The 23985-nt window shown below is 37.7% G+C and carries 26 protein-coding genes; 16 read left to right on the top strand and 10 right to left on the bottom strand.

Annotation, left to right across the window (positions count from 1 at the left end):
• Window positions 1–105: 105 nt before the first annotated feature.
• Both FLK20_RS20045 and FLK20_RS20040 read left to right on the top strand, forming a co-directional pair.
• The gene (locus FLK20_RS20045) at window positions 106–1836 is read left to right on the top strand and encodes an ABC transporter ATP-binding protein (protein WP_370453221.1); all 1731 of its coding nucleotides are present in this window, start codon (window positions 106–108) and stop codon (window positions 1834–1836) included.
• Window positions 1837–1921: 85 nt separating this feature from the next.
• On the top strand, window positions 1922–2584 hold the full coding sequence (locus FLK20_RS20040; RefSeq protein WP_152658373.1) for a potassium channel family protein: 663 nt from the start codon (window positions 1922–1924) through the stop codon (window positions 2582–2584).
• A gap of 53 nt (window positions 2585–2637) precedes the next feature.
• Here the strand turns inward: FLK20_RS20040 and FLK20_RS20035 are convergent, their stop codons facing one another.
• The 4 genes from FLK20_RS20035 to def form a co-directional block, all read right to left on the bottom strand.
• Window positions 2638–3261, bottom strand: coding sequence for a methyltransferase (locus FLK20_RS20035; protein ID WP_152658372.1), 624 nt, complete (start codon window positions 3259–3261; stop codon window positions 2638–2640).
• A 72-nt stretch (window positions 3262–3333) separates the two neighbouring features.
• Window positions 3334–5001: a ribonuclease J1 gene (gene rnjA, locus FLK20_RS20030; RefSeq protein ID WP_152658371.1), complete on the bottom strand. Its 1668-nt coding sequence runs from the start codon at window positions 4999–5001 to the stop codon at window positions 3334–3336.
• A 2-nt stretch (window positions 5002–5003) separates the two neighbouring features.
• Window positions 5004–5213, bottom strand: a complete 210-nt coding sequence (locus FLK20_RS20025) for a DNA-dependent RNA polymerase subunit epsilon (protein WP_152658370.1) — start codon at window positions 5211–5213, stop codon at window positions 5004–5006.
• Between the two features lie 558 nt (window positions 5214–5771).
• Complete coding sequence (gene def / locus FLK20_RS20020; protein WP_152658369.1) at window positions 5772–6323, bottom strand: peptide deformylase; 552 nt, start codon at window positions 6321–6323, stop codon at window positions 5772–5774.
• A 293-nt stretch (window positions 6324–6616) separates the two neighbouring features.
• Here def and FLK20_RS20015 point away from each other — a divergent pair, with 293 nt between their 5' ends.
• From FLK20_RS20015 to lpdA, 5 genes are all read left to right on the top strand, one after another.
• Window positions 6617–7288, top strand: a complete 672-nt coding sequence (locus FLK20_RS20015; protein ID WP_194165706.1) for a YkyA family protein — start codon at window positions 6617–6619, stop codon at window positions 7286–7288.
• Between the two features lie 451 nt (window positions 7289–7739).
• Window positions 7740–8822, top strand: a complete 1083-nt coding sequence (pdhA, locus tag FLK20_RS20010) for a pyruvate dehydrogenase (acetyl-transferring) E1 component subunit alpha (RefSeq protein WP_152658367.1) — start codon at window positions 7740–7742, stop codon at window positions 8820–8822.
• A gap of 3 nt (window positions 8823–8825) precedes the next feature.
• The gene (locus FLK20_RS20005) at window positions 8826–9803 is read left to right on the top strand and encodes an alpha-ketoacid dehydrogenase subunit beta (RefSeq protein ID WP_152658366.1); all 978 of its coding nucleotides are present in this window, start codon (window positions 8826–8828) and stop codon (window positions 9801–9803) included.
• Window positions 9804–9823: 20 nt separating this feature from the next.
• Window positions 9824–11110: a dihydrolipoamide acetyltransferase family protein gene (locus FLK20_RS20000; protein WP_152658365.1), complete on the top strand. Its 1287-nt coding sequence runs from the start codon at window positions 9824–9826 to the stop codon at window positions 11108–11110.
• A 3-nt stretch (window positions 11111–11113) separates the two neighbouring features.
• Window positions 11114–12520 (top strand): dihydrolipoyl dehydrogenase, encoded by a 1407-nt coding sequence (gene lpdA, locus FLK20_RS19995; RefSeq protein ID WP_152658364.1) that lies wholly within the window; start codon window positions 11114–11116, stop codon window positions 12518–12520.
• Window positions 12521–12765: 245 nt separating this feature from the next.
• Here the strand turns inward: lpdA and FLK20_RS19990 are convergent, their stop codons facing one another.
• Window positions 12766–13146, bottom strand: coding sequence for a hypothetical protein (locus tag FLK20_RS19990; protein WP_152658363.1), 381 nt, complete (start codon window positions 13144–13146; stop codon window positions 12766–12768).
• A 311-nt stretch (window positions 13147–13457) separates the two neighbouring features.
• Entirely contained in the window at window positions 13458–14987 is a 1530-nt protein-coding gene (locus tag FLK20_RS19985) for a glycine betaine uptake BCCT transporter (RefSeq protein WP_152658362.1), read from the bottom strand.
• Between the two features lie 161 nt (window positions 14988–15148).
• Between FLK20_RS19985 and FLK20_RS19980 the strand changes: the two genes are divergently transcribed.
• The 3 genes from FLK20_RS19980 to FLK20_RS19970 are packed head-to-tail and all read left to right on the top strand — an operon-like array spanning window position 15149 to window position 17281.
• Complete coding sequence (locus FLK20_RS19980; RefSeq protein ID WP_227995186.1) at window positions 15149–16027, top strand: polysaccharide deacetylase family protein; 879 nt, start codon at window positions 15149–15151, stop codon at window positions 16025–16027.
• Window positions 16028–16045: 18 nt separating this feature from the next.
• Window positions 16046–16999, top strand: coding sequence for an NAD(P)H-dependent flavin oxidoreductase (locus tag FLK20_RS19975; protein ID WP_152658361.1), 954 nt, complete (start codon window positions 16046–16048; stop codon window positions 16997–16999).
• Between the two features lie 12 nt (window positions 17000–17011).
• A complete protein-coding gene (locus FLK20_RS19970; RefSeq protein ID WP_152658360.1) occupies window positions 17012–17281 on the top strand; it encodes a UPF0223 family protein in 270 nt (89 codons plus the stop codon).
• Between the two features lie 40 nt (window positions 17282–17321).
• On the opposite strand, the gene FLK20_RS19965 is transcribed toward FLK20_RS19970, so the two are convergent.
• The gene (locus FLK20_RS19965) at window positions 17322–17966 is read right to left on the bottom strand and encodes a YktB family protein (protein ID WP_227995184.1); all 645 of its coding nucleotides are present in this window, start codon (window positions 17964–17966) and stop codon (window positions 17322–17324) included.
• A 222-nt stretch (window positions 17967–18188) separates the two neighbouring features.
• Between FLK20_RS19965 and FLK20_RS19960 the strand changes: the two genes are divergently transcribed.
• Together FLK20_RS19960 and FLK20_RS19955 are read left to right on the top strand one after the other, a co-directional pair.
• Window positions 18189–18377, top strand: coding sequence for a hypothetical protein (locus FLK20_RS19960; RefSeq protein WP_152658358.1), 189 nt, complete (start codon window positions 18189–18191; stop codon window positions 18375–18377).
• Between the two features lie 313 nt (window positions 18378–18690).
• Window positions 18691–19497 carry an inositol monophosphatase family protein gene (locus tag FLK20_RS19955; protein WP_194165705.1) on the top strand — a complete coding sequence of 269 codons (807 nt, stop codon included), beginning with the start codon at window positions 18691–18693 and terminating at the stop codon, window positions 19495–19497.
• Here the strand turns inward: FLK20_RS19955 and FLK20_RS21765 are convergent, their stop codons facing one another.
• Window positions 19498–19671, bottom strand: a complete 174-nt coding sequence (locus FLK20_RS21765; RefSeq protein ID WP_194165704.1) for a DUF5325 family protein — start codon at window positions 19669–19671, stop codon at window positions 19498–19500.
• A 155-nt stretch (window positions 19672–19826) separates the two neighbouring features.
• Between FLK20_RS21765 and FLK20_RS19950 the strand changes: the two genes are divergently transcribed.
• Window positions 19827–20135, top strand: coding sequence for a YlaH-like family protein (locus FLK20_RS19950; RefSeq protein WP_152658388.1), 309 nt, complete (start codon window positions 19827–19829; stop codon window positions 20133–20135).
• 120 nt (window positions 20136–20255) lie between these two features.
• Here the strand turns inward: FLK20_RS19950 and FLK20_RS19945 are convergent, their stop codons facing one another.
• Window positions 20256–20459 (bottom strand): YlaI family protein, encoded by a 204-nt coding sequence (locus tag FLK20_RS19945; RefSeq protein WP_152658357.1) that lies wholly within the window; start codon window positions 20457–20459, stop codon window positions 20256–20258.
• Window positions 20460–20616: 157 nt separating this feature from the next.
• On the opposite strand from FLK20_RS19945, the gene FLK20_RS19940 reads away from it, so the two are divergent.
• Window positions 20617–20895 carry a hypothetical protein gene (locus FLK20_RS19940; protein ID WP_152658355.1) on the top strand — a complete coding sequence of 93 codons (279 nt, stop codon included), beginning with the start codon at window positions 20617–20619 and terminating at the stop codon, window positions 20893–20895.
• A 151-nt stretch (window positions 20896–21046) separates the two neighbouring features.
• On the opposite strand, the gene FLK20_RS19935 is transcribed toward FLK20_RS19940, so the two are convergent.
• Complete coding sequence (locus FLK20_RS19935) at window positions 21047–21493, bottom strand: hypothetical protein (RefSeq protein ID WP_152658354.1); 447 nt, start codon at window positions 21491–21493, stop codon at window positions 21047–21049.
• 480 nt (window positions 21494–21973) lie between these two features.
• Between FLK20_RS19935 and FLK20_RS19930 the strand changes: the two genes are divergently transcribed.
• Window positions 21974–22255: an Fpa/YlaN family protein gene (locus FLK20_RS19930; protein WP_152658353.1), complete on the top strand. Its 282-nt coding sequence runs from the start codon at window positions 21974–21976 to the stop codon at window positions 22253–22255.
• Between the two features lie 551 nt (window positions 22256–22806).
• Window positions 22807–23985: putative lipid II flippase FtsW (gene ftsW, locus FLK20_RS19925; RefSeq protein WP_152658351.1), on the top strand; the 1179-nt coding region annotated here is incomplete at its 3' end.

The raw sequence follows: 23985 nt of genomic DNA, 5'->3' as shown, positions 1-23985 counted from the left end.
AGAGACTTGGCGAAAGTAAAAGAAGCAAAAAAACAAAGTGATCATCTGGAGCGGTTTCATTATACAACAGACCAGGCAATTGAGAAACCCTTTAACTGGGAACAGATGTGGAGGTTGCTTCAGTTTTTAAAGCCCTATTCAAAAACATACTTACCCGGGGCTATTATTGCAATGATTATTGCCACAGTTATACGGTTATCTATCCCGATCCTGATAGGTAAAGTAGCTGTAGACATAGCAATTGCTCAAAATGACGGAAATCTATTAATCTACCTTGTTACAGGAATTTCCATTCTTTATATGATCAGTTTCATAGCAAACCGTTTCCGGATTAAATGGGTAAATATTTTAGGGCAAAATGTTATTTATGATTTAAGACAAAAACTTTTTTCCCATGTCCAGAGGCTGTCACATCGATTTTTTGATAATCGTTCAGCAGGGTCCATACTGGTTCGGATTTTAAATGATATTAATTCCTTACAAGAGTTATTTACGAATGGAATTATTAATCTGTTAATGGATATTTTAATGTTAAGCGGTATTATCATTATCCTTTTCGTGATGAGTCCGCCTTTAGCACTGGCTGTTATCATTGTCATTCCGCTGATGTTTATCATATCTACTACATTAAGAAGGAAAATAAGGCGGTCTTGGCAGGTGGTTCGTCTGCAGCAATCCAGAATGAATTCGCATTTAAATGAAGGGCTTCAAGGAATGCGTATTACGCAATCCTTTTCTCAAGAAAAAGAGAATGCGGAATTTTTTGATGGTGTCAACACAGGATTCTTTAACAGCTTCCGTGATGCCGCAAAGAAGAGTGCCTTTTTCAGACCGCTTGTCGATATCTGCGATGCAGTCGGAACGATTATCTTAATTGCTTTTGGTTCTTATTTAATTCTAAATGGAACGATTGAATTAGGAACATTTATTTCCTTTGCCTTTTTCTTAGGTATGTTCTGGGAGCCGATTTCAAGACTGGGGCAGATGTATAATCAATTGTTAATGGCAATGGCCTCCTCAGAGCGTATTTTTGAATTCTTAGATGAGCAGCCGAATGTTGCAGAAAAAGAAGATGCATATGAAATAGAGGAGATGGAAGGAAAAATTGAATTCGATGAAGTGGAATTTGCTTATAATGCAGATCGTTTAGCTCTAAAGAAAATTTCCCTGGATATTGAAGCAGGACAGACAATTGCTTTGGTTGGACATACGGGAAGTGGAAAGTCTACCATTGCCAACTTAATCAGCCGTTTCTATGACCCCACATCAGGAGCGGTGAGAGTGGATGGGCATGACCTGAGAGATGTGACTTTAGATAGCTTGCGACAGCGCATCAGCGTTGTTCTCCAGGATACATTTATCTTTTCGGGAACGATAATGGAAAATATTCGTTTCGGCAGACCGGAGGCAAGTGATGAAGAAGTAAAGGAAGCAGCAAAGGTTGTCGGGGCAGACAGTTTTATCAGCCGCTTAGCAAATGGTTATGAGACAGAGGTGGAGGAGCGGGGAAATATTCTATCAGCCGGCGAACGACAATTATTATCCTTTGCAAGAGCTTTGCTGGCAAATCCAAGCATCATTATTCTGGATGAAGCGACAGCAAGTATTGATACAGAATCTGAAGTGAAGATTCAAAAGGCTTTAAAACACTTGTTAAAAGGGAGAACGTCGATTATTATTGCACATAGATTGTCGACAATTCGGGAAGCAGACTGTATCTATGTTCTGGAGCAGGGAGAAGTTTTAGAATATGGAAACCATCAGGAATTAATGCAGCAGCATGGAAAATACTACGAGCTTGTAAAATCACAATTTACCATGCTGGATGCTATGTAGCATAGCAGGGGGAGCAGATGATGCAGCTGCTCCCTTTCTTTCATGCTTTATGTTAATATAAAGTTCAGAAGAATGGAGGTTTCTTATGAAGAAAGATTTTGCAGTAATTGGTCTCGGCAGATTTGGCGGCAGTATTTGTAAGGAGCTAAGTGAAAAAGGAATGCATGTCCTGGCGATTGATTCTGACGAGACGAAGGTCAATGAATATAAAAATATTGCCTTTCATTCAGTGGTGCTGGATGCAACCGATGAAGATGCCTTGAAGGAAATCGGAATTACCAATTTTGATCATGTCATCGTAGCTATCGGTGAAAATATACAAGCAAGTATTCTCGCAGCAGTTATATTAACCGATTTAAATATAAGAAGAATAACTGTCAAAGCGCAGAATGACTATCATGAAAAAATACTAAACCGGATTGGTGTGCATCATGTAGTTCATCCAGAGCGGGATATGGGAAAACGGCTGGCACACAGTTTTATATCTAATAATATTTTAGAGTATTTGGAGCTTTCCAATGAGTACAGTATGGTAGAGGTTATTGCCGGTAAGAAAATGATTGGAAAGAATTTAATTACACTTGATGTCCGGGCCAGGTTTGGATGTAATATTGTGGCGATAAAAAGAGGTGCGGAAATCGATGTTTCCCCGGAAGCAGACGAGCCCTTATCCGAGGGGGATATATTAATTGTCATCGGAGCAGATCAGGATATTAACCGGTTTGAAAAAGCCTTGATTTTCGATTAAATTAAAAACCTTCCATTTCTTAGACGGCTGTGGAAGGTTTTTAATACATTCAACTAGATTAATTCATTGCTGAAACGGTAGACAAGAAGGCGCTCATCCGGATTAAGCCAGTATGCCTTGAGTTTTATTTCCATCCATAATGCGAAGGGGCTGTCGTATTCAAGAAATTGGATATACGTTTCATGAGGATAATAAAGAATAATATCTACCTCTCTTGGTGCATCTTCAACTGATTTTAAAATATTAGAGACAATGTGTTTGAAAATTTGTATGGAAAAAGGGTTGAAAAAATAAAAGCGGTTATCCTGGGCTGTAATTTCATACTCTTCTGCCAAACCACAAATAAATTGGATAGTACCCTGATTATTTTCAGAGCGTATCAATTGCTTATATGCCTGCAGGTTTTGCTGAGCATCGCTGAAAAAGCGTGGGTCCATCTCAATGCCGGTAACAGATACATGTTGAAAATAATGTAGGTAAAATGGCAGACGGCCTTTTCCGCAGCCAAAATCAATCATAGAATCCTGTTTAGCAAAAGAATAATTTTTTGTTAATTTTTCTAAAGCACTATATGGTGTAGGTTCATAAGGATTATAGTGATGTGATTCAGGATATACCATTTTCTTGTTCTCCATCGTATGAATATGTAACAGCTTATCATAATATTTGTCTTTCATAGGCTTGTACCTCTTTAAAGAAAAGCTTCATTCTCCTCAAGCAATTTATAAGGAGAATGAAGCTTTTGTTCTTTAGATTTCCATAATGATCGGTAATACCATTGGACGACGCTTTGTCTTTTCATATAAGAAAGGAGCAATCGTGTCCGTAATTTCATTTTTAATTTCTGACCATTGCGTCGTCCGGCGTTCCATTACTTTTTCTAAATGTTTGGAAACAAGCTTCTGTGCATCGTTGATAAGGTCTTCCGATTCACGCATATAAACAAAGCCGCGAGAAATAATATCAGGACCTGCTTCAATTTTGAATTCTTTCATGTTAATACTTACTACGACAATAACCAAGCCTTCTTCAGAAAGAATTCTGCGATCTCTAAGCACAATATTCCCGATGTCGCCAATTCCGCTTCCATCTACATAGATGGAGCCGGATGGGATTTTGCCGGCGATCGAGGCTTGTTCTTTTCCAAGAGCAAGTACATCCCCATTGTCCATGATGAAGGAGTGATTTTCTTCAACTCCGCATAACTCAGCTAATTTCGTATGTTCTTTTAACATGCGGTATTCACCATGAATCGGCATGAAATATTTTGGCTTAATTAAGCGCAGCATAAGCTTTTGTTCTTCCTGGCTTCCGTGACCCGATGTATGAATGTTACTAAGTTTGCCATGAATCACATCTGCTCCTGCACGATACAGCTTATTAATTGTTTTACTTACACTGACAGTATTTCCAGGGATTGGTGATGATGAAAATACAACCGTATCTCCAGGAATAAGTTGAATCTGACGGTGTGTTCCATTGGCAATACGAGAAAGTGCTGCCATGGATTCGCCTTGTGAACCAGTACAGAGGATCGTTACTTCATTTGCCGGAAGACGATTAATTTGGTTGCCTTCAATAAACGTGTCCTTTGGAGCCTGAATATATCCTAACTCCAGTCCGATGTTTATTGCCGATTCCATACTTCTTCCAAAGACAGCTACTTTACGGTTATGCTTCACGGCTGCTTCAACAACCTGCTGGAGGCGATAGATATTAGACGCAAATGTAGCAAATATCAGTCTGCCATCAACGCGGCTGAATATATCTTGGATGCTTTCGCCAACAACACTTTCTGACATTGTAAATCCAGGTACTTCACTATTCGTACTATCGGACAGGAGGCATAATACTCCTTCTTCGCCAATCTGAGCCATTTTTGAAAGGTTTGCAGGTTCTCCGACTGGTGTGAAATCAAATTTGAAATCGCCAGTATGAACAATATTTCCAGGCGGTGTTTTCACTACCACGCCAAAAGAATCTGGAATACTGTGTGTGGTACGGAAAAAGCTAACGGAAGTTTTACGGAATTTAATAACATCATCTTCTTGAATGGAAATTAGCTTCGTACTGCGCAATAAACCATGTTCTTCCAGTTTATTACGAATTAAACCGATTGCTAACTTACCAGCATAAATTGGCACATTAATTTGCTTTAATAAAAATGGAATTCCACCAATGTGATCTTCGTGACCATGTGTAACAAAAAGACCCTTAATTTTATCTTGATTTTGCACAAGATAGGTGTAATCCGGAATGACATAATCAATACCAAGAAGCTCATCCTCCGGGAATTTAATCCCTGCATCAATAAGGATAATCTCATCCTGGAATTGAACTGCATACGTATTTTTGCCGATTTCCCCAAGTCCGCCAAGGGCAAAAACAGCTGTCTGATCATTTTTTACAAATTTCATTATTATACATTCTCCAATTCAAAGTTACCGGTACTTTTTTCGTATTCGAGATGTGCCTCATCTAATACTTGAATGTACTCAATGTTAATGTTACGGTCACTAATTTTTGATCTTGCTTCTCTTACGGATTCAGCTTCTACATAGAGGCTCTCCGTGCGTTCTCTTACAGGCACTTCTTCTTGGGATGCCTGATATAATACTTTAAAAATCATTTCATCTCTCCTTTAAAATTAAAAACTCTATAATAGTCAAAGCTATCTATTCCGTTATAAAAGGTAAGTTTCCGTCGGCTCACCCTAAAAAATGGCTTTTTTCTTTTGAATCTGATTGTTTGGCGATTAATTTTTATTAGTAGTTGGTACACGCCCCTCTTTGCCTAGTAAATCCTTTAAACGTTTTTTGAGTTTTTCTTTAAGACGTTTCAGCATAAGGACTCACTTCTCCTTCCGATAATATAGAAAAGCAAATTCAACCCTCTACCGTCCAATCCTCTTATCTATAGTATAGTACGAAATGGGAAAGAATTAAATAAAAAACGATAAATAATAAAGAAAACTTGGCAAACCAAGTATGGAAAAGGCGCAGGACTGCCTTAACCGCGCTTATACTTGCCACCTGAAAATTTTTACTGCACCGATGCTTCTGCGTAAAAATTTTATACTTTCCTAACGTGTAATAAATTTTCTGGTCGGGTCAGGTAAACTATTTCTATCATCGTCTAAATCAACAAATTTATACAGGCTTGCAAAGAAATTTCAATAAGTTATCAGTCAGCTGATCTCGATTGCATTATCTGGAATTGCAAAAGGATTATCTTGATTCATTCGATCAAAAAACATAATCCCGTGTAAATGATCAATTTCGTGCTGGAAAACAATTGCCGGATAATCTTTTAACCGAAGTTTAACGGGGTTATCATGTATATCTGTAGCTGTTATGGTAATACGGGCATGCCTTGGGACATAGCCCTCTATAACACGGTCAACAGATAAGCATCCTTCCCCGCTTTGCAGGTATGATTGCTCAACAGAATGGCTGATGATTTTCGGATTTGCTAGTCCCATGCTGTATTTCTTCCCTTTACTATCCTCAAAATGCAGCGCAATTAATTGTTTTTCTATGCCGAGTTGAGGCGCAGCTAAACCTACACCTGCTCTTAAATTATATTTTTCAGCTATTTCCTCATCCTGACTGTTTTTTAAGAATTGCAGCATATCTTCTAACAATTGCTTATCATCCGCAGAGAGCGGAACTTTTACCTTATCTGCTTTTTTAACTAAAGAAGGATGCCCTTCCCTGACAATATCTTTCATTGTAATCATGTTTACGACTCCTTTATTTTTACGTTAAAGTGTGTGTTCAAAAAGTACGAAGCAATCCGCCGTGTTATTTTGAACACCCACTTAAATTAGAAAGTTATGTGAGACAAGTCTGTTGCCTATCATAACACATATTCTTAGAGATGATGCTATCTCATATTATAAAATAGGGAAAGAAGATGTAAAAGCTTTTGTTGACATCCATTTGATATGTTACAATTTTAGACGTATATTGTCTAAAAAATCAAATGACTGATGAAGTAAGAGAAAGAAATGTACATATTGGAGGTTTTTTTGTGTTAAAACAAATTTATTTATTGGGAATGATTATTTCTTCTTTATTTTTGATTGCTGCATGCAGCAGCAAATCCTCTGAAGAGCAAATACACGATCATCTTGAAGAAGCAATTCAATTAGAAGAAGGATATGAAACAACCCAACAGGAAATTGAAGAGCTTGAATTGCAAGAACAAGATATATTCAGTCAAATTGTGGATTTGGATATGGATCATTTTGAACAGATTCAAGAATTATCACAGGAAGCAATCTCTGTTGTAGAGCAGAAGCAGGAAAAGTTGGCTGAAGAAAGAGAAAGCATTGAAGCGTCTGAAGAAGCGTTTATCCAAGTGGAATCAATTATTTCTGATTTAGAGGATGAAAGTGTACAGCAAGATGCAGAGAATATGGTTGCAATTATGACAGAACGATATACAGCATACTATGATTTAAATGATACTTATCAAGCTTCTACAGCGCAGGAAAAAGAATTATATGAAATGCTGCAGCTGGAAGAGCTTGACCCAAATGAAGTAACGGAACATTTAGAAGCATTAAATGAAAATTATGAAGGAATTATTGCATTAAACGGGGAGTTTAATCAACTCACAGCAGATTATAATGAAGCAAAGCGTACATTTTATGAAGCATCTGATCTAAATGTGAGTTATGAAGACCAATCAGAAGAATAATTACAGTAAAAGCTGCTATCATCCATTTAATGAATGATGGCAGCTTTTACTATGGGTAACCCTAATAAAATAGCGAAAATGGATTTTATAAAGGAGAAGTACGGCCTGCAAAAATGTTTCGGGCTGTATCATAAATAAAATTGATACAGTTTTTTTATTTAGTGATACAGTTTCTGTGTAGTGTGAGAATGGCTGGAAAGCGCTTGTGAAATATATTAAAATTCAAGAAGCAAAGTGATTGACCAGTATAAAAAAATAAGCTAAGATATAAAAGGATAAAAATTGTATTACTTTCTATTACTCGTCCTTTTAGAACAGTAATGATAAAATAATACAGATTAAAAATTGCTGCATCAGGGTAAAAGTATTTAGTATGTAATTTTTATTGTTAAAGGGTAGAATAGTTAAAGGATACTTAATTTTGATATAAGAAAGGAAGAGGTGAATCATTTTGAAACAGGTACTTGAAAATATTGAAAACCAATTCGAAATGTTCCAGATTCTAAATGAAAATGGAGAAGTTGTAAATAAAGATGATCTCCCTGATTTATCAGATGATGAATTGAAGGAGTTAATGAAACGGATGGTGTACACACGTATACTCGACCAACGTTCCATTGCACTTAATCGTCAAGGACGCTTAGGATTTTATGCACCAACTGCCGGGCAGGAGGCTTCTCAACTAGGGAGTCAATTTGCACTTGAGCAAGATGATTTTATTTTGCCGGGATATCGTGATGTTCCACAGTTGATTTGGCAGGGTCTTCCATTATACCAAGCTTTCTTATTCTCTAAAGGACATTTTCACGGGAACCAATACCCAGATGAAGTAAGAGCGTTAAGCCCGCAAATCATTATTGGTGCACAGTATGTTCAAACAGCTGGTGTTGCACTTGGTTTGAAAAAACGCGGTAAGAAAAATGTAGCAATCACTTATACCGGTGATGGCGGTACTTCCCAAGGTGATTTTTATGAAGGAATAAACAATGCTGGTGCATATAAAGCTCCTGCCATTTTTGTTGTGCAAAATAACCGTTTTGCAATCTCTGTTCCAGTAGAAAAACAAACAAATGCCAAAACATTAGCTCAAAAAGCTGTTGCTGCCGGAATCGAAGGAATTCAAGTAGACGGGATGGACGTTTTAGCAGTTTACGCTGCAACAAAATTTGCCCGTGATCGTGCAGTTGCCGGTGAAGGTCCGACATTAATTGAAACATTAACGTACCGTTTCGGGCCACATACCATGTCTGGTGACGATCCTACCCGTTACCGTACAGAAGATATGGATAAAGAGTGGGAGAAAAAAGATCCGCTCGTTCGTTTCCGCAAATACCTGGAAGGTAAAAAACTTTGGTCTGAAGAAGATGAAAACAAAGTAATTGAAGAAGCGAAAGAAGATATCAAACAAGCAATTAAGCAAGCTGAACAACAGCCAAAACAAAAAGTTACAGATTTAATTGATAATATGTTTGAAGAGCTTCCAACTCATTTACAGGAGCAAAAAGAAATTTATCAAGCAAAGGAGTCGAAATAAATCATGGCACAAATGACAATGATTCAAGCAATCACTGATGCAATGCGCGTAGAATTGAAAAATGACGAAAACGTGCTTGTATTTGGTGAAGATGTTGGACAAAATGGCGGAGTTTTCCGTGCTACGGAAGGTCTTCAAGATGAATTCGGCGAAGATCGTGTATTTGATACACCGCTTGCGGAATCAGGAATTGGCGGTTTAGCCATCGGTTTAGCATTGGAAGGATTTCGTCCGGTTCCAGAAATCCAGTTTTTCGGCTTCGTTTATGAAGTAATGGACTCTATCAGCGGTCAGATGGCTCGTCTGCGTTATCGCTCCGGCGGTCATTACCATGCACCGATTACAGTCCGTGCTCCATTTGGCGGTGGCGTTCATACACCTGAACTGCACGCTGATTCCCTGGAAGGTCTTATTGCCCAGCAGCCGGGTGTGAAAGTAGTCATTCCTTCTACACCATACGAAGCAAAAGGATTATTGATTTCTGCAATCCGTGATAATGATCCGGTTGTGTTCTTAGAGCATATGAAACTCTACCGTTCTTTCCGCGGTGAAGTTCCTGAAGATGCTTACACTGTTGAAATTGGAAAAGCTGATGTGAAGCGTGAAGGTTCTGACGTAACATTACTCGCTTATGGAGCAATGGTTCATTCTTCTTTAAAAGCAGCAGAAGAATTAGAAAAAGACGGTATCTCTGCCGAAGTAATTGATCTACGTACGGTTTCTCCAGTTGATTATGAAACTATTTTAGCATCTGTGAAGAAAACAAACCGTGTTGTATTTGTTCAGGAAGCACAGCGCCAGGCTGGTATCGCCGGACAAGTTATTTCTGAAATTCAAGAAAGAGCAATTTTACATTTAGAAGCTCCTATTCTTCGTGTTACTGCACCAGACACTGTTTATGCATTCTCTGATGCAGAGGAAGTTTGGCTGCCAGACCATAAAGACATTGTTGAAAGAGTAAACGAAGTAATTCATTTCTAAATTTTTAGGAGGTAACATTCATGGCATTTAATTTTAAATTACCTGATATCGGTGAAGGAATTCACGAAGGCGAGCTCGTAAAGTGGTTCGTAAAAGAAGGCGACGAAGTAAAAGAAGACGATGTGCTTTGTGAAATTCAAAATGATAAATCTGTCGTTGAAATTCCATCTCAGGTTGATGGAACAGTTACAAAAATCCATGTCGCAGAAGGTGAAGTTGCCATTGTAGGGGATACATTAATTTCATTTGATGCGGAAGGATACGATGATGAAGAAGAGGAAGATACAAAATCTGATGATGCTTCTTCTGAGTCTAAGGAGGAAAAAGCGGAAGAAAGTGCTGAACAAGCGTCTGAAGCTGCATCTGAATCTGATGATACACGTATTATTGCGATGCCATCTGTCCGTAAATTTGCACGTGAAAATGATGTGAATATTAAAGAGGTACAAGGCTCCGGTAAAAATGGTCGTATTACCAAAGAAGATGTCGAAAGCTTCTTAAGCGGTGGCCAGCCGAAAGCTTCTTCTGATTCAGCGGAAGCTGCAGAGACTGGAGAAACTGCAACTTCTGAAGATACTGTGGCAGCTGCTGCTCCACAAGGTCAGTATCCGGAAACTCGCGAGAAAATGACTGCAATGCGTAAAGCCATTGCTAAATCGATGGTGAACTCTAAATCGAAGGCTCCACACGTTACATTAATGGACGAAGTGGACGTAACAGATCTAGTAGCTCACCGTAAGAAATTCAAAGCTGTTGCAGCAGAACAAGAAATTAAGTTGACTTACTTGCCGTATGTCGTTAAAGCATTGGTTTCTGCGTCTAAGAAATTCCCGATTCTTAACTCATATATTGATGATGCAACCGATGAAATTGTTGAAAAACACTACTATAATGTCGGAATTGCTGCAGATACAGATCGCGGACTTTTAGTTCCGGTTGTAAAAGATGCAGATAAAAAATCTATTTTCCAGATCTCTAGTGAAATTAATGAATTGGCAGTTAAAGCGAGAGATGGTAAACTGAAACCAGACGAAATGAAAGGTGCTTCCAATACGATTTCCAATATTGGTTCTGCCGGTGGTCAATGGTTTACGCCAGTATTAAACTATCCAGAAGCAGTTATTCTTGGGATTGGTCGTATTGCGGAAAAACCTGTCGTTCGTGATGGTGAAATCGTAGTGGCTCCAGTTCTTGCTGTATCCCTAAGCTTTGACCATCGTATCGTTGATGGTGCAACTGCTCAAAATGCATTGAACCAAATCAAACGTTTATTGAATGACCCACAATTAATTATGATGGAGGCGTAAGTCATGGTAGTAGGAGATTTCCCGGTAGAAGTAGATACACTTGTTGTTGGTGCTGGTCCAGGAGGCTATGTTGCAGCAATCCGTGCAGCACAGCTGGGACAAAAGGTTACGATTGTTGATAAAGGACCTTTAGGCGGCGTTTGCTTGAACGTTGGATGTATTCCTTCTAAAGCACTTATTGAAGCAGGTCATAAATATCAGTATGCAAAAGGCTCTGAAGACTTAGGTATTACAACAGAAAAAGTAAATCTTGACTTTTCTAAAGTACAAGAATGGAAAGGTTCTGTTGTCAATAAACTTACTTCTGGTGTACAAGGACTGTTAAAAGGGAATAAAGTGGATATTGTTAAAGGAGAAGCTTACTTTGTTGATGAGCATACTGTAAAAGTTGCTGACGACACAAGCTCTCAAACTTATAAATTTAACAACTGTATTCTTGGTACTGGTTCTTCACCAATTGAAATTCCTTCTTTCAAATTCTCTGAAAGAGTGCTGGATTCTACAGGTGCATTGAACCTGACAGAAGTCCCTGAAAAATTAGTTGTTATCGGTTCTGGTTATGTTGGAACAGAGCTTGGTACTGCTTATGCAAACTTTGGTACAGAAGTAACATTCTTAGAAGGCGCGAAAGATATTCTGGGCGGATTTGAAAAACAGATGACACAGGTTGTTAAAAAAGCTTTGGATAAAAAAGGTGCTAAAATTGTTACTGAAGCAATGGCCAAAGGTGTAGAAGAAACAAAAGATGGCGTAAAAGTGACTTATGAAGTAAACGGTAAAGAAGAAGTAGTTGAAGCAGACTATGTACTTGTTACTGTAGGTCGCCGTCCAAACACGGAAGAGCTTGGTCTGGAGCAAATCGGTGTTGAAAAAGATGACAGAGGCCTGATTAAAGTCGATAACCAAGGAAGAACCTCTGTAAGCAATATCTTCGCAATTGGTGATATTGTTCCTGGTCCGGCACTTGCTCACAAAGCATCTTATGAAGCTAAAATTGCAGCGGAAGCCATCAGCGGTGAAAAATCAGTAATTGATTACAATGCAATTCCAGCAGTAGCATTTACTGAACCTGAATTAGCAACTGTAGGTTTATCTGAACAAGCTGCTAAAGATGCTGGCTATGATGTAAAAGCGGCGAAGTTTCCATTTGCTGCGAATGGACGTGCATTATCATTAAATACTTCAGAAGGCTTTGTGAAGTTAATTACCCGCAAAGAAGATGGTCTTATCATCGGTGGACAAATTGCCGGTCCAAATGCGAGTGATATGATTTCTGAAATCGGACTGGCTATTGAAGCTGGAATGACAGCAGAAGATATTGCATTAACTATCCACGCTCATCCGACACTAGGTGAGATTACGATGGAAGCTGCAGAAGTAGGCTTAGGTACACCAATTCATACAATGTAATTTCATAAAAAAGACATGCTCTCGTTAAAATAGTGAGCATGTCTTTTTTACGTGAGTAAGGAAGCTGATACTTTCTTACTGTATAAATGCAACGGCTTTAAAATATAATAGGATGAGTTGAGAGGAAACGAAAGGCTGTTTTTATAAAAAGGTGTCGGGTTCCTGATTTTTTGCTTTTTGAAAACTTTTAGGAACCCAACACCCTGTTATCATGTAATAAATCTATTCTGAAGGCACTTATCTCATCAGTAGATAGTTTGATTATCTGTGTTTACAATAGATTCTAATGTGTCCATAAGCTCTCCATTTGACATCAAATTTTCAATGGAATAAATAACTGATTCATCTTTAAGTAAATAAATACTATTATTATTTAAAGTATAGTCTGACGGCAAGTCCTGATTATCCATTGTACGTTTTTCCGGGCTGGAAATCTCTTTAGGATACTTAGCCTTCAAATCAATGAACGTATTCATATAGCTGGCATTATCGTCATCTGGCGGGACAAATATAAGCTGATAATCCGTAAACTGAAATTCGATAACCTGTATGTCCTCTTCCGATTGGCAACTATTTAATATAGGGATGATTGCAAATAATAGTAGAATGATACTGAATTTTTTCATTCTATGCCACCTCTTCCGGAAAATAAAACAAGTAGCTGCTTCTTTTATTTTCATACGATATACATAGCTTAACAAATATATTTTATGAATTAGCAGATGTTATAAAATAGTAAAGAAAATGATATTAGAGTAACATTCTCTTGTAGTAAAGTGTAATACTTTAAAGGGAAAGTAATGAAATTTGGATTTTGTAAAAAGCTTGTATTTTGTTGGAAGAAGATGAATAAGATAGTAAAAACTCTCCTTAAAACCAGTATTTTTTCTGGTTATTTAAGGAGAGCTGTTTACATGCTGTTAAGTGATTTATGAAGTTAAACTTTTCGTTTTTTCCGTTCTATATTAGCTGCATCTGCTTTTAGTGTTTTCATTAGGGAGAAAACAATTAAAATCATAATAATAGAGAAGGGTAATGCCGCAATAATTGATGCGGTTTGTAATGCATTTAGCCCGCCTTGCCATAATAATACAGCAGCAGTTGCTGACTGAATGACTCCCCATACTAATTTAACCTGGTAAGGGGGATATAAGCTTCCTCCAGTTGTTTGCATACCAAGCACAAATGTTGCTGAATCTGCTGATGTGATAAAGAATATAGCAATCAATAAAATAGAGATTAAAGAAAGTGCCGTTCCAAGCGGGAAGTTTCCAAGCAGAGAGAACAGTGCTACTTCTTCACCAAATTGGGAAATTTGACCGGATATGTCAGTTGTTCCTTGTAAATCATAGTACATTGCAGTACCGCCAAATACAGTAAACCATAGTGCGCCAAAAATAGTAGGTACAAGTAAAACACCAATAACAAATTCACGAATTGTACGTCCTCGGGAAACACGGGCTATAAATGTTCCTACAAACGGAGCCCATGCTAACCACCATGCCCAGTAGAAAATGGTCCAATCGTTAATCCATTCGGTATTGCCATCTCCAAAGGCATCCAGCCTCAGGCTCATGCTCGGAAGGTTTTGAATGTAATTTCCTGCTGTATTTGTAAATAGGCTTAAAATGTAATCGGTTGGTCCTAAAACTAATATAAGGAACATTAATGCAATAGCAAGTACAATATTGGCATTACTGAGAATTTTAATTCCTTTATTGACACCACTTAAAGCGGAAATAATAAATAATACTGTTACAATTAAAATGATAATCAATTGTAATAAAATACCGGAGTTAATACCGAAAACGTAAGAGAGGCCCCCGCTGATTTGAATGGCTCCAAAACCTAATGACGTCGCTACACCAAATACCGTAGCAAATACTACCAATGTATCAATGGCTGTCCCCCATTTTCCTTTTACTTTATCACCGAAAAGAGGCACTAATATCGAACTTACTAACCCTGAAGAATTATGACGAAATTTAAAATAGGCCAGTGCTAAGCCGACAATGGCATAAATCCCCCATGGGTGAAATCCCCAGTGGAAAAAGCTGTATTGCATAGCTACCATGGCCGTTTCAGTTGTTCCCAGTTCTCCATAAGGTGAATTGTCGAATAAGTGTAATAGTGGCTCAGCAGTACCCCAAAAAACAAGTCCGATACCCATGCCTGCACTGAATAGCATTGCAAACCAACTGATATAATTAAATTCAGGTTTGTCATTTGGTTTGCCTAATTTAATCAATCCATATTTAGAAAAAATCAAGAAAAAAGAAACACCAATAAACATTGTGGCAACAATTAAGTAATACCAGCTAAAATGATTTACAATAAATGCTTGAATGGTACTTGTAACATTATCTAAGTTAGCATTTGGGAGTACACTGGGTGGTATTATACCCCATAAAATAAAAATAAGTACGATTACTGTCGAAATCCAGAAAACATTTGTTATTTTCTTCACGAATAATTCCTCCTTACTGCTTCTTTAGTAAAATACCCACTTCGATAATAAATAAACACGGGATTCTATTATTTATAAGCGTGCCGTACGATTGCCCATTGTAACATATTATCCTATAATAAAACTAGTAAACTATCATGAAACATGGAGGTTTTTGTAGAATGTTTAGAAACGGCAGTTTAATTCTTATGTTGATTTTTGTCATTGCAATACTTTCTGCATGTCATTCCGGCAGTGAAAATGAAAGTAATGGCGAAAAAACGGAGAATCAAACTGAAGATACAGAAGTTACGGAAGAAAATAACGGGAGGGATGCAGCTGCTCAATCTGAGGAAGCAGATGAAAATAAGGAGCAGGATGCAGCAGAGGAAAACATAGAGCCTGCGTATTACATATCCGAAGAAACATCTTCGCTAGAGCCTATCGATGATGCAGAGGAAGATGTTGTACTGTTAACCATCGATGATGCACCTGATGAGTATGCATTAGAAATGGCTGAAACTTTGAAAGAAAAGGATGCAAAAGCTATATTTTTTGTGAATGGGCACTTTATTGAAGATGAAAAAGGGCAGGAAAAGCTGAAAATTCTTCATGAAATGGGGTTTCCAATCGGTAATCATACATACTCACACCCTGTAATTCCAGATATTCCTAAGGACGAACAGACAGAGGAAATTGTTCGTCTAAATGATAAAATTGAAGAAATTATTGGAGAGCGTCCGAAATTTTTCCGGGCACCACATGGCGCAAATTCAGATCATTCACGCGAAGTTGTAAAAGAAGAAGGAATGGTTTTAATGAATTGGACGTACGGTTATGATTATTTTGAGCCTTATCAAGATGCAGAAAAATTAAAAGAAGCGCTAATTACAGGGGAAGCACCAGAAATAGACATCAATTATTCCTTACTTCAGCCAGGCGCAAATTTGCTTATGCATGATCGCGAATGGACCAATGAAGCATTAGGGGATGTGATTGATGGTTTGAGAGAGCAAGGTTATGAGATCGCTGATCCAGATTTAATTGAAACATTGGAATAAAGAAGTGGAGGGAAAACCGTGTATCAAACAAGGCTTACAAAGCTGTTAAATATTAAATATCCAATTATTCAAGGCGGATTGGCATATTTGGCTTACGCTGATCTTGCTGCCGCAGTCAGTAATGCTGGAGGACTTGGACAGGTTACTGCAATGAGTTTACCGACTCCAGAACGTTTGCAAAAAGAAATTCACAAGGTAAAGCAGCTGACAGATCAACCATTTGGCGTAAATTTTGCCATTGGCCAGCATGGCAGAAAGTTTGAGCATATGGTGCAGGCTGCTATTGATGAACAAGTTCCAGTTGTTTCTATTACTGGAGGAAATCCGGCTGGTGTTTTAGATATGCTGAAGGGCTCCCCCATAAAAACACTTGTATTGGTAGCATCCTCCAGGCAGGCTCAGAAAGCGCAGGAATTAGGTGCAGATGCTGTGATGGTCGTCGGACAGGAAGGGGGCGGTCATTTAGGCAGAAGTGATACAGGCACGATGGTTCTGACACCACATGTCGTAGATGCACTTGAAATCCCTGTGATTGCTTCTGGAGGTATTGTTGACGGAAGGGGCCTGATGGCTGCACTTGCTCTGGGTGCAGAAGGAATTGAAATGGGAACAAGGTTTATTGCAACAAACGAAGTACAGACGCATATAAATTATAAACAAGCGATTTTGTCTGCGGATGAAGGAGACACTGTTGTAATAAAACGTTCATTAGGAGCTCCGGCCAGAGCACTACGGAGCTCTTTTACAGAAAATATTCTTTCACTGGAAGAAAAGTACGGGAATAATTATGAGCAGTTAAAAGATTATATTAGTGGAGAGGTAAATCAAAAATATATTCAGTCCGGTAAGGAATCGGAAGGTTTTGGCTGGGCAGGGCAAGGAGCCAGCCGTATTCATCAAATTTTAAGTGTGGAAGATTTAATAGGCTCCATTATCCAGGAAGCGGATCAGATTAGAGAAAAATGGAGGTAAAGAGGTGTAAAAATGAATTATGCATATCCAATGGATGAGACATGGTCAACAGAAGAGATTATTGATGTAGTGAACTTTTTTTCTTTAATTGAACAGGCATATGAAAAAAAGGTTAGACGCACAGATCTGATTCATTTATATCGCCGTTTCAAGGAAATTGTCCCATCTAAAAGTAGTGAAAAGCAATTGTTCGAGGAATTTAAGCGATCTTCGGGATATTCCAGCTATCATGTAGTGAAAAAAGCAAGAGAATCGGAAGAAGCTTTTATTTCTATGAAATAAAGAAAATCCCCTAAACCGACGAAGTTTTAGGGGATTTTCTTTATGCGTCCCGGCTGTCTATTGCTAATTGGTAAAGCGGAAGCAGCTGTTCATATGTTGTTGTAATAGTAGTGAATAGCTCCTTGTCATTTTGTAAAATAGGATCATTACAGGACAGGTGCTTGCCGATTAAGAACTCAGCTTTTTTTACATCCCGGAAACGTTCTACATCCTTTTGAGATAATTCTTCTAACGAAATAGAATCTTTTTTTGTATGATCCAGTGAGACAACAAATGATTCTGGAAGTTTTTTTATTTCATGAAAACTTTCTAAATAGTTCTGGGCGATTTTTTGCTTGTTCGGCAGCTCATAAATAAGTGCCAGCCAAATAAACAGATGGTCGTCAAATAACCCGACCTGAAAATGGGGGTGCTTTTTATAGCCTCTTTTATTATCTGCAATTGCCAACCAAGTATCATTAGGCGGATTTACTGTTCTGCGCGCATGCTTTGCAATATGTAAATAAAGATCCTGACCTGTTCTCTCAGATAAATAGGTGACAAGCTCTTCGCCAATTGCCTGGAATTTTGGCTGTATTCTATGTTGGATAGCTTCCATACGTTCATCTAAGCCATCGATTAAAAATGTTTGGAAATCTTCTTTTGTAAAGTGGTGTAATTCCACAAATAACATCCTTTCTTTCATTTTGTGAACCTTTTTTTTGCTATAGATTATTATTCTTTATCTCTCGAAAGAAGTCAAGCCAGATCGAAGGGAGAGGTTTGCATTCTTTAAATAAAGGGAATAGAGAAATAACAATAAATTGTTTTATTATTTTTGGTGAACAATTTATTCTGCGAATCATAATATATAGCACATACATGATACGAAAGTAATCAATATGTTTTCAGGTTAAGGAGTGATAGGATGAAATATGTTATGGAAGCTCTCCGGCGAAAAGAAGCAGAAGAACGTCTCCCTGTCATAAAATTAGAAATTGATTATGAGCTGGCAACATTGTACGAGGCTATGCAGAATGAGGATACAGTACAAATGATTAAATCCAAAGAGAGATTAAAGCAGCTTAGTGAGCAATGGATTGCCCTCATGGATTAATAGGATATCAGCCTACCCTAATATATTGCAGCTTTCTTAGTTAAGAAAGAGGTGTATTAGGGTTATTTGTTGATGGAAATCTGTGTTCAAAAGCATGAAGCAGCTTCACCGTGCTTTCTTTATCTCAGGGGAAAGGAATTTCAACTAAAGCCGTAATTACGGGGCGCAATCTCTGGGGTGTTATGCGGGCGCTTTTGGTTCTTGAACTATTCAAACATCCTCTATAAGCGCTGGATAAAAAGTTTAGGATTGGTCTAATGATATAGACTCTGATAAAATAAGCTTACATGGACTTTTTGGAGGCGATGTATAAATGAATCTGCAACAAAGGCAGGAAATTTATGAAACAGCGAAAAGCTGGATATTCGAAGCAGGTAATGAAATTCGTGAACATATGAACGGTCCGCTAGGGATTGAAACCAAATCTAATCCGAATGATTTAGTAACAGTTCTTGATAAACAAACGGAAAAGTTCTTTGTCGACCGTATTCATGAAAGCTATCCGGAACATCATATTATTGGTGAAGAAGGATTTGGAGATACGTTGTCTAATGTTGATGGAACGATATGGATTATTGATCCGATTGATGGAACAATGAACTTTATCCATCAAAAGCGCACATTCGCTATATCTATTGGTATTCTACATAACGGTATAGGTGAAATTGGCTTTGTTTATGATGTTATGGGTGATAATTTATACCATGCCAAACGCGGAGAAGGTGCTTTTAAAAATGATATCCAATTAGCTCCGCTGGATAGGAAGAAAAAATTGGAAGAGTCTATTATTGGTATGAATCATTTTTGGTTATGTGAGAACAGAGTGGTGGATTATAAAGTAACACAAAAATTTGTACGTACGGTCAGAGGAACACGGACAATTGGATCGGCAGCATTAGAATTAGCAAGTGTTGCAGAGGGGGTTCAAGATGCTTATCTTGCCTTGAGTCTTGCACCTTGGGATGTAGCAGGAGGAATTATATTGAATCATGAAGTCGGCGGGGTTGCCGGAGATGTGGATGGGAACGCCTGGAATCCATTGGAAAGAGCATCAGCTGTAGTTGCTAACCCGGCAATTCACAGTGCTATTATAGAATTTTTAAAGGAAGGAAGGAAATGACTATCCCTTCCTTTTCTTCTTTCTGGACATGGCAAATCCAAATACAGAAAATGCCAGGATAATACAAAAAATGATAGCCCACACATTTCGGAATGCAATAGCCAATCCGACTAAAATAAATAGAAGAACAACCAGAAATGCTAACAACAGCATTGGAATATCTAATTTCCTCATTTTTCAACCGCCTTTACTATCTGTCCACAAATCAGTATAAAGGATAATATGAAGAACTTCAAAAAACAGACATATAATTTTTTGTTTTTCTCTAGTCATATGCATGTACTTTTAGTATGATAAAGGAAGCGCATAAATAAGGTGGCATGTAAGTGATGGTATTTGATTATATCCTTGAAGTAAATGGAACAGACAATATCTTTTGGGTTTTTTACGTGATAAATCTCATTCTTTCTGCAATAGCTTACCAATTGGGATTTGCAAAAAAGCTTTCTCCTGTAAAAAATGTTATTGTATATATACTATTGATGGTTGGTACATTTGTCGTGACTATCTTCTCAACAGTCATGAGAATGCCGACAATTGAATGCTTGATTGTTATCATTTTAGTATTGGGGATTTATCGTTTTCGATTACATCGCGAGAGAAAAAATCGTCAGGATGTACAGGAAGAGAATACATAAAGGAAGCGTCTGGTAAGAAGCTTTCGGATTCCGTGTTATTGTGAAAAAGCTGTGAGTAACATATGCAATAAAAAAGCAGAGCTGCCATTATTAATGGAGTCTCTGCTTTTTTATTGCAGGCTATAGGTAATCATCTACTTTTTTTACTTCCTGGTAGAATCGAAATTTCCCTGTTGCCAGCCTTTTTTTCGTATTTTCTTCAATGCGTTTATAGCATGGGGTACATAAATGGATATTTTTTCTGCGATTGCGTAATCTTTTTGCATGCAGCGAATCATTTTCTATTTCTTCCACTTTATCACATATGGTGCATTTAACCTGCATGTTTCCACCTCAATTCGGTAAAAATAGTAAAACGATGCCTTGTATGAATACAGTATAGCATATTTTTAAGAGTGAATTAAATAATCAAAGTTTGAAAAGGCGAGAAGTGGGAATGATAAAAACGAAGAAATATTTGGTTTCCTGAAGGGATGATAATATGAAAAAAAGATATGTTGTGTCAGCGCTAGGGGCGTTCGGAGCAGGAGTTGCCGGTATATTATTGTCTGACAGAAAAAAGCGAAAAAAATTAAAATCGACGCTGGGAACACTGCGGGTTTTTGAAAATGCTGGCAAGCCTGATGAGTTCACAGAAAAAGAACTGGATCAGCTGGAAAATGCTAAAATGGTCTCGGAGGGTTCGCAGTTTGGCGTGCAGTATTATAATGAAAAAAAGGACGAAATGTATCAGCTGAAGGAAGAAAATAAAAAAGGGTAATAAAAAATCGCTGCTGGTTTGTTTACTTGATAAACATTCAGCAGCGGATATTGCTTCCTTTTAGGCCGTTTTCAAAAAGTGCCTAATTTTAGAAGCAAAAAAATCATATCAACTGAAGAATTTCGCTCTTGTACTTTTTGAACATTCTTTTTTAATGAACATGAATCTCCGTAATATATTTTATTGGATTATCCTGATTAGAGCCGTCTTTATAATAAAAATGGACAGGGCCATCTTCACGAAGCGGCTTACCTTCTAATGAAAAAAGCAAATAGCCGTTTTTAGCATCTTCTAATGATATTTTTTCATTCTTTCCATTGCTTCTAACAAACTCTACCTCCCCGGCATCTGCTTGAGGCTCTGAATGATTTAGAAAATCGTGCAGCGGAATTACATAGCTATTTTTTAAATACGCTTCTCCTTCCATTTTAGAGATGCTCCGGTTTACAGGCGGTTTATGAAAAACGGAATGATTCGTTTCTTCTTCTTTTTTTTCAATAAAGGCTTTTTCCAGCTCCATTTTTCTATCATCAAAAATCCATACCGTTGGATCAAGCGTGATAGGATACCCCACATTTCCTTTAATCATAACAATCATGTTATTTTATCCCCCTAAATGAATACCTTTAAATATAAAAAGTGTTGAGCAAGACTAAATAAGGAAGGACTCGCTTCCAAATAACAGCTTGTACACTCTTTCTGTTACAAGGATAGCAAAGTTTGGAATGACTTTCATCTATTTTTAATTGTATGCTAATATATCATGCCATTAAAAATGATCTACATAATATGAAAGTGTGTGTTCAAAAAGTGGTCAAATTAGAAGCAAGAAGATCAGGGCAACGGGCTTTTTACGGACGGGTCTGCGTGTTGGAATACTTCGGTGCTGTCCACAAATGTTTTCGGTGGGGAGAGTAATCACAGTCCCGCCCCCATCGGAAAAAATACGTTAACTAAAGAGTTCGCTGCCTATTATTTGCGTACTTTTTAAACTTTCTTTTAAAGTTAAATTTGCATTTTTGTGCTTGTAGCGATAATATTGTATCAAGAACGATAAAATGCGGAGGGGATTATATTGATGCCTGATGTAACGATTAATCACCGTGAAAAAGCCCACGCTCTTTTGAAAGCTGATGCGGATAAGATACTCCATTTAATTGAGGTTCAGATAGAGAATTTAACCATGCCACAATGTCCCGTATACGAGGACGTACTGGATACACAGATGTTTGGCTTATCTAGAGAAATTGATTTTGCAGTTCGATTGGAGCTAATTACAGAAGAAGAAGGACGAAATCTGTTGGGAAACCTAGAGAAAAAGCTTAATATATTACATGAAGCTTCACAAGGAAGATTGTAATCATATTTACCTGTTAGTGTGACAGTACTAAATTAAAACTTTGCCCATTTAACGAGCGGCAAGGTTTTTTTAAAAGCTAAGAATGGATAGATTTTATGATGCGTTCGATTTTAAAAAGGTACATCTAAATCTGATTACAAAGCCAAAAAGACCGATTACGCTTCAGCTATAAGCGGCTGAAGTCTTTCTATATTTAAATACATGGGGCTGATGCTTTTGATGGGGAAAGGGGATTAGCTAAGTGCTTGTGAAGCGTATGTGAACTGCTCAGCACTTCATCCCTGACAAAATTTAAAGCGGGCAGCTTCTCCATTCTATATTAATATTTACATGCGTAACAAAAGTAAGCTAAAAAGAAGGTTTAGCCTTTATAAGGTATTGAGTTTTAATTAAATCTTTTAGAGCTCCCTGTTGTTTTGTATATGTTAAAAAATGTATACTGACAAATAAGAGATAATAATAACAGCTAATAAATAATGTGTTATACTAATTAAAAATATGATATACTGTTAAAAATCTCTTAAACTTACATAGTGATTAGGAGAAAAATAATGTTAAAAAATTGGAAAAACTTCGATTTCACATTGATGATCACACCAATTCTGTTGGCCGGTTTTGGTGTAGTAATGGTATATAGCGCAAGTATGGTAGTAGCTGTTGTAGATGGTTTAAACAGTAACTATTATCTCGTAAGGCAATTGATATTTTTTATTGTTGCACTTATCGCCTTTGGCATTATATCCTTCCTGCCGTACCAAATTTATCAACGGCTAATGAAGATAATCATTATATCTTGTATTATCTTACTCGTAGGGGTACTTATCTTTGGAGATACGGTTAATAATGCAAGATCTTGGTTTCGGTTTGGCCCATTCAGCTTGCAGCCTGCTGAGGTTGCCAAGCTTGGCCTGATTATGTATTTAGCTGCTATTTATTCTAAAAAACAGGCGTACTTAGACCAGTTTAGTAAAGGTGTTCTGCCGCCGCTTATTATCACGGCAATTGTGCTTGGATTAATTATGAGGCAGCCGGATATTGGAACAGCATCAATTATTTTTCTGATGGCATGTGCTGTCATTTTTGCTTCTGGCATCAAATGGAGACATTTATCTATTCTTATTTTTGCAGGACTTCTATTATTGGCGTTTGCCATCCCAAATATGGTAACGGATGAAAGAATTTCTCGTTTTACCGGTGCTTATCAGCCGTTTAATTCTCCAGATTTAAATGGTTATCAGCTGATCCAGTCTTATGTTGCCATTGGTGTTGGCGGTTTAACAGGAGAAGGGTTAGGGCAAAGTATCCAAAAGTTAGGTTTTCTAGTAGAAGGTCATACGGATTTCATTATGGCAATTGTTGCAGAAGAGCTTGGCTTTACTGGTGTAGCGATTGTTTTAGGATTGTTAGCTGCTATTGTTTTTAGAGGACTCTATATTTCAAGGCAATGTCAGGATAGCTTTGGTTCATTGCTTGCACTTGGAATTGCCTCAATGGTAGGCATTCAAACTTTTATTAATTTAGGGGCAATCAGCGGGGTTCTGCCAATTACAGGTGTTCCCTTGCCATTTATCAGTTATGGAGGATCTTCCTTGCTTTTCATGATGATAGCCATGGGGATTCTTAATAATATAGCTATGCAGGTTAATAAGAAAGAAAATGAAAGGGAGGAACTGGCACCTAAGCCTGGTTTATTCCACAGAAAATCTATCAATTCCTACAGAGGTGATAAA

This window comes from Oceanobacillus sp. CFH 90083 (assembly GCF_009389585.1).
GTDB lineage: Bacteria > Bacillota > Bacilli > Bacillales > Amphibacillaceae > Oceanobacillus.
The sequence above is the reverse complement of the archived record's forward strand: the minus strand, read 5'-3'. Positions and strand labels throughout refer to the sequence as shown.

Coding starts and splice junctions, on each gene's coding strand:
- FLK20_RS20025 (WP_152658370.1), bottom strand. CDS start 5,213: ATGATTTTTAAAGTATTATATCAGGCATCCCAAGAAGAAGTGCCTGTA.
- FLK20_RS19970 (WP_152658360.1), top strand. CDS start 17,012: ATGAATTATGCATATCCAATGGATGAGACATGGTCAACAGAAGAGATT.
- FLK20_RS19990 (WP_152658363.1), bottom strand. CDS start 13,146: ATGAAAAAATTCAGTATCATTCTACTATTATTTGCAATCATCCCTATA.
- FLK20_RS19930 (WP_152658353.1), top strand. CDS start 21,974: ATGCCTGATGTAACGATTAATCACCGTGAAAAAGCCCACGCTCTTTTG.
- FLK20_RS20005 (WP_152658366.1), top strand. CDS start 8,826: ATGGCACAAATGACAATGATTCAAGCAATCACTGATGCAATGCGCGTA.
- FLK20_RS19980 (WP_227995186.1), top strand. CDS start 15,149: ATGTTTAGAAACGGCAGTTTAATTCTTATGTTGATTTTTGTCATTGCA.
- FLK20_RS19955 (WP_194165705.1), top strand. CDS start 18,691: ATGAATCTGCAACAAAGGCAGGAAATTTATGAAACAGCGAAAAGCTGG.
- FLK20_RS19960 (WP_152658358.1), top strand. CDS start 18,189: ATGAAATATGTTATGGAAGCTCTCCGGCGAAAAGAAGCAGAAGAACGT.
- FLK20_RS20035 (WP_152658372.1), bottom strand. CDS start 3,261: ATGAAAGACAAATATTATGATAAGCTGTTACATATTCATACGATGGAG.
- lpdA (WP_152658364.1), top strand. CDS start 11,114: ATGGTAGTAGGAGATTTCCCGGTAGAAGTAGATACACTTGTTGTTGGT.
- FLK20_RS20040 (WP_152658373.1), top strand. CDS start 1,922: ATGAAGAAAGATTTTGCAGTAATTGGTCTCGGCAGATTTGGCGGCAGT.
- FLK20_RS20000 (WP_152658365.1), top strand. CDS start 9,824: ATGGCATTTAATTTTAAATTACCTGATATCGGTGAAGGAATTCACGAA.
- FLK20_RS21765 (WP_194165704.1), bottom strand. CDS start 19,671: ATGAGGAAATTAGATATTCCAATGCTGTTGTTAGCATTTCTGGTTGTT.
- FLK20_RS19950 (WP_152658388.1), top strand. CDS start 19,827: ATGGTATTTGATTATATCCTTGAAGTAAATGGAACAGACAATATCTTT.
- FLK20_RS19965 (WP_227995184.1), bottom strand. CDS start 17,966: ATGAAAGAAAGGATGTTATTTGTGGAATTACACCACTTTACAAAAGAA.
- FLK20_RS19935 (WP_152658354.1), bottom strand. CDS start 21,493: ATGATTGTTATGATTAAAGGAAATGTGGGGTATCCTATCACGCTTGAT.
- FLK20_RS20045 (WP_370453221.1), top strand. CDS start 106: ATGTGGAGGTTGCTTCAGTTTTTAAAGCCCTATTCAAAAACATACTTA.
- FLK20_RS19945 (WP_152658357.1), bottom strand. CDS start 20,459: ATGCAGGTTAAATGCACCATATGTGATAAAGTGGAAGAAATAGAAAAT.
- rnjA (WP_152658371.1), bottom strand. CDS start 5,001: ATGAAATTTGTAAAAAATGATCAGACAGCTGTTTTTGCCCTTGGCGGA.
- FLK20_RS19940 (WP_152658355.1), top strand. CDS start 20,617: ATGAAAAAAAGATATGTTGTGTCAGCGCTAGGGGCGTTCGGAGCAGGA.
- def (WP_152658369.1), bottom strand. CDS start 6,323: ATGATTACAATGAAAGATATTGTCAGGGAAGGGCATCCTTCTTTAGTT.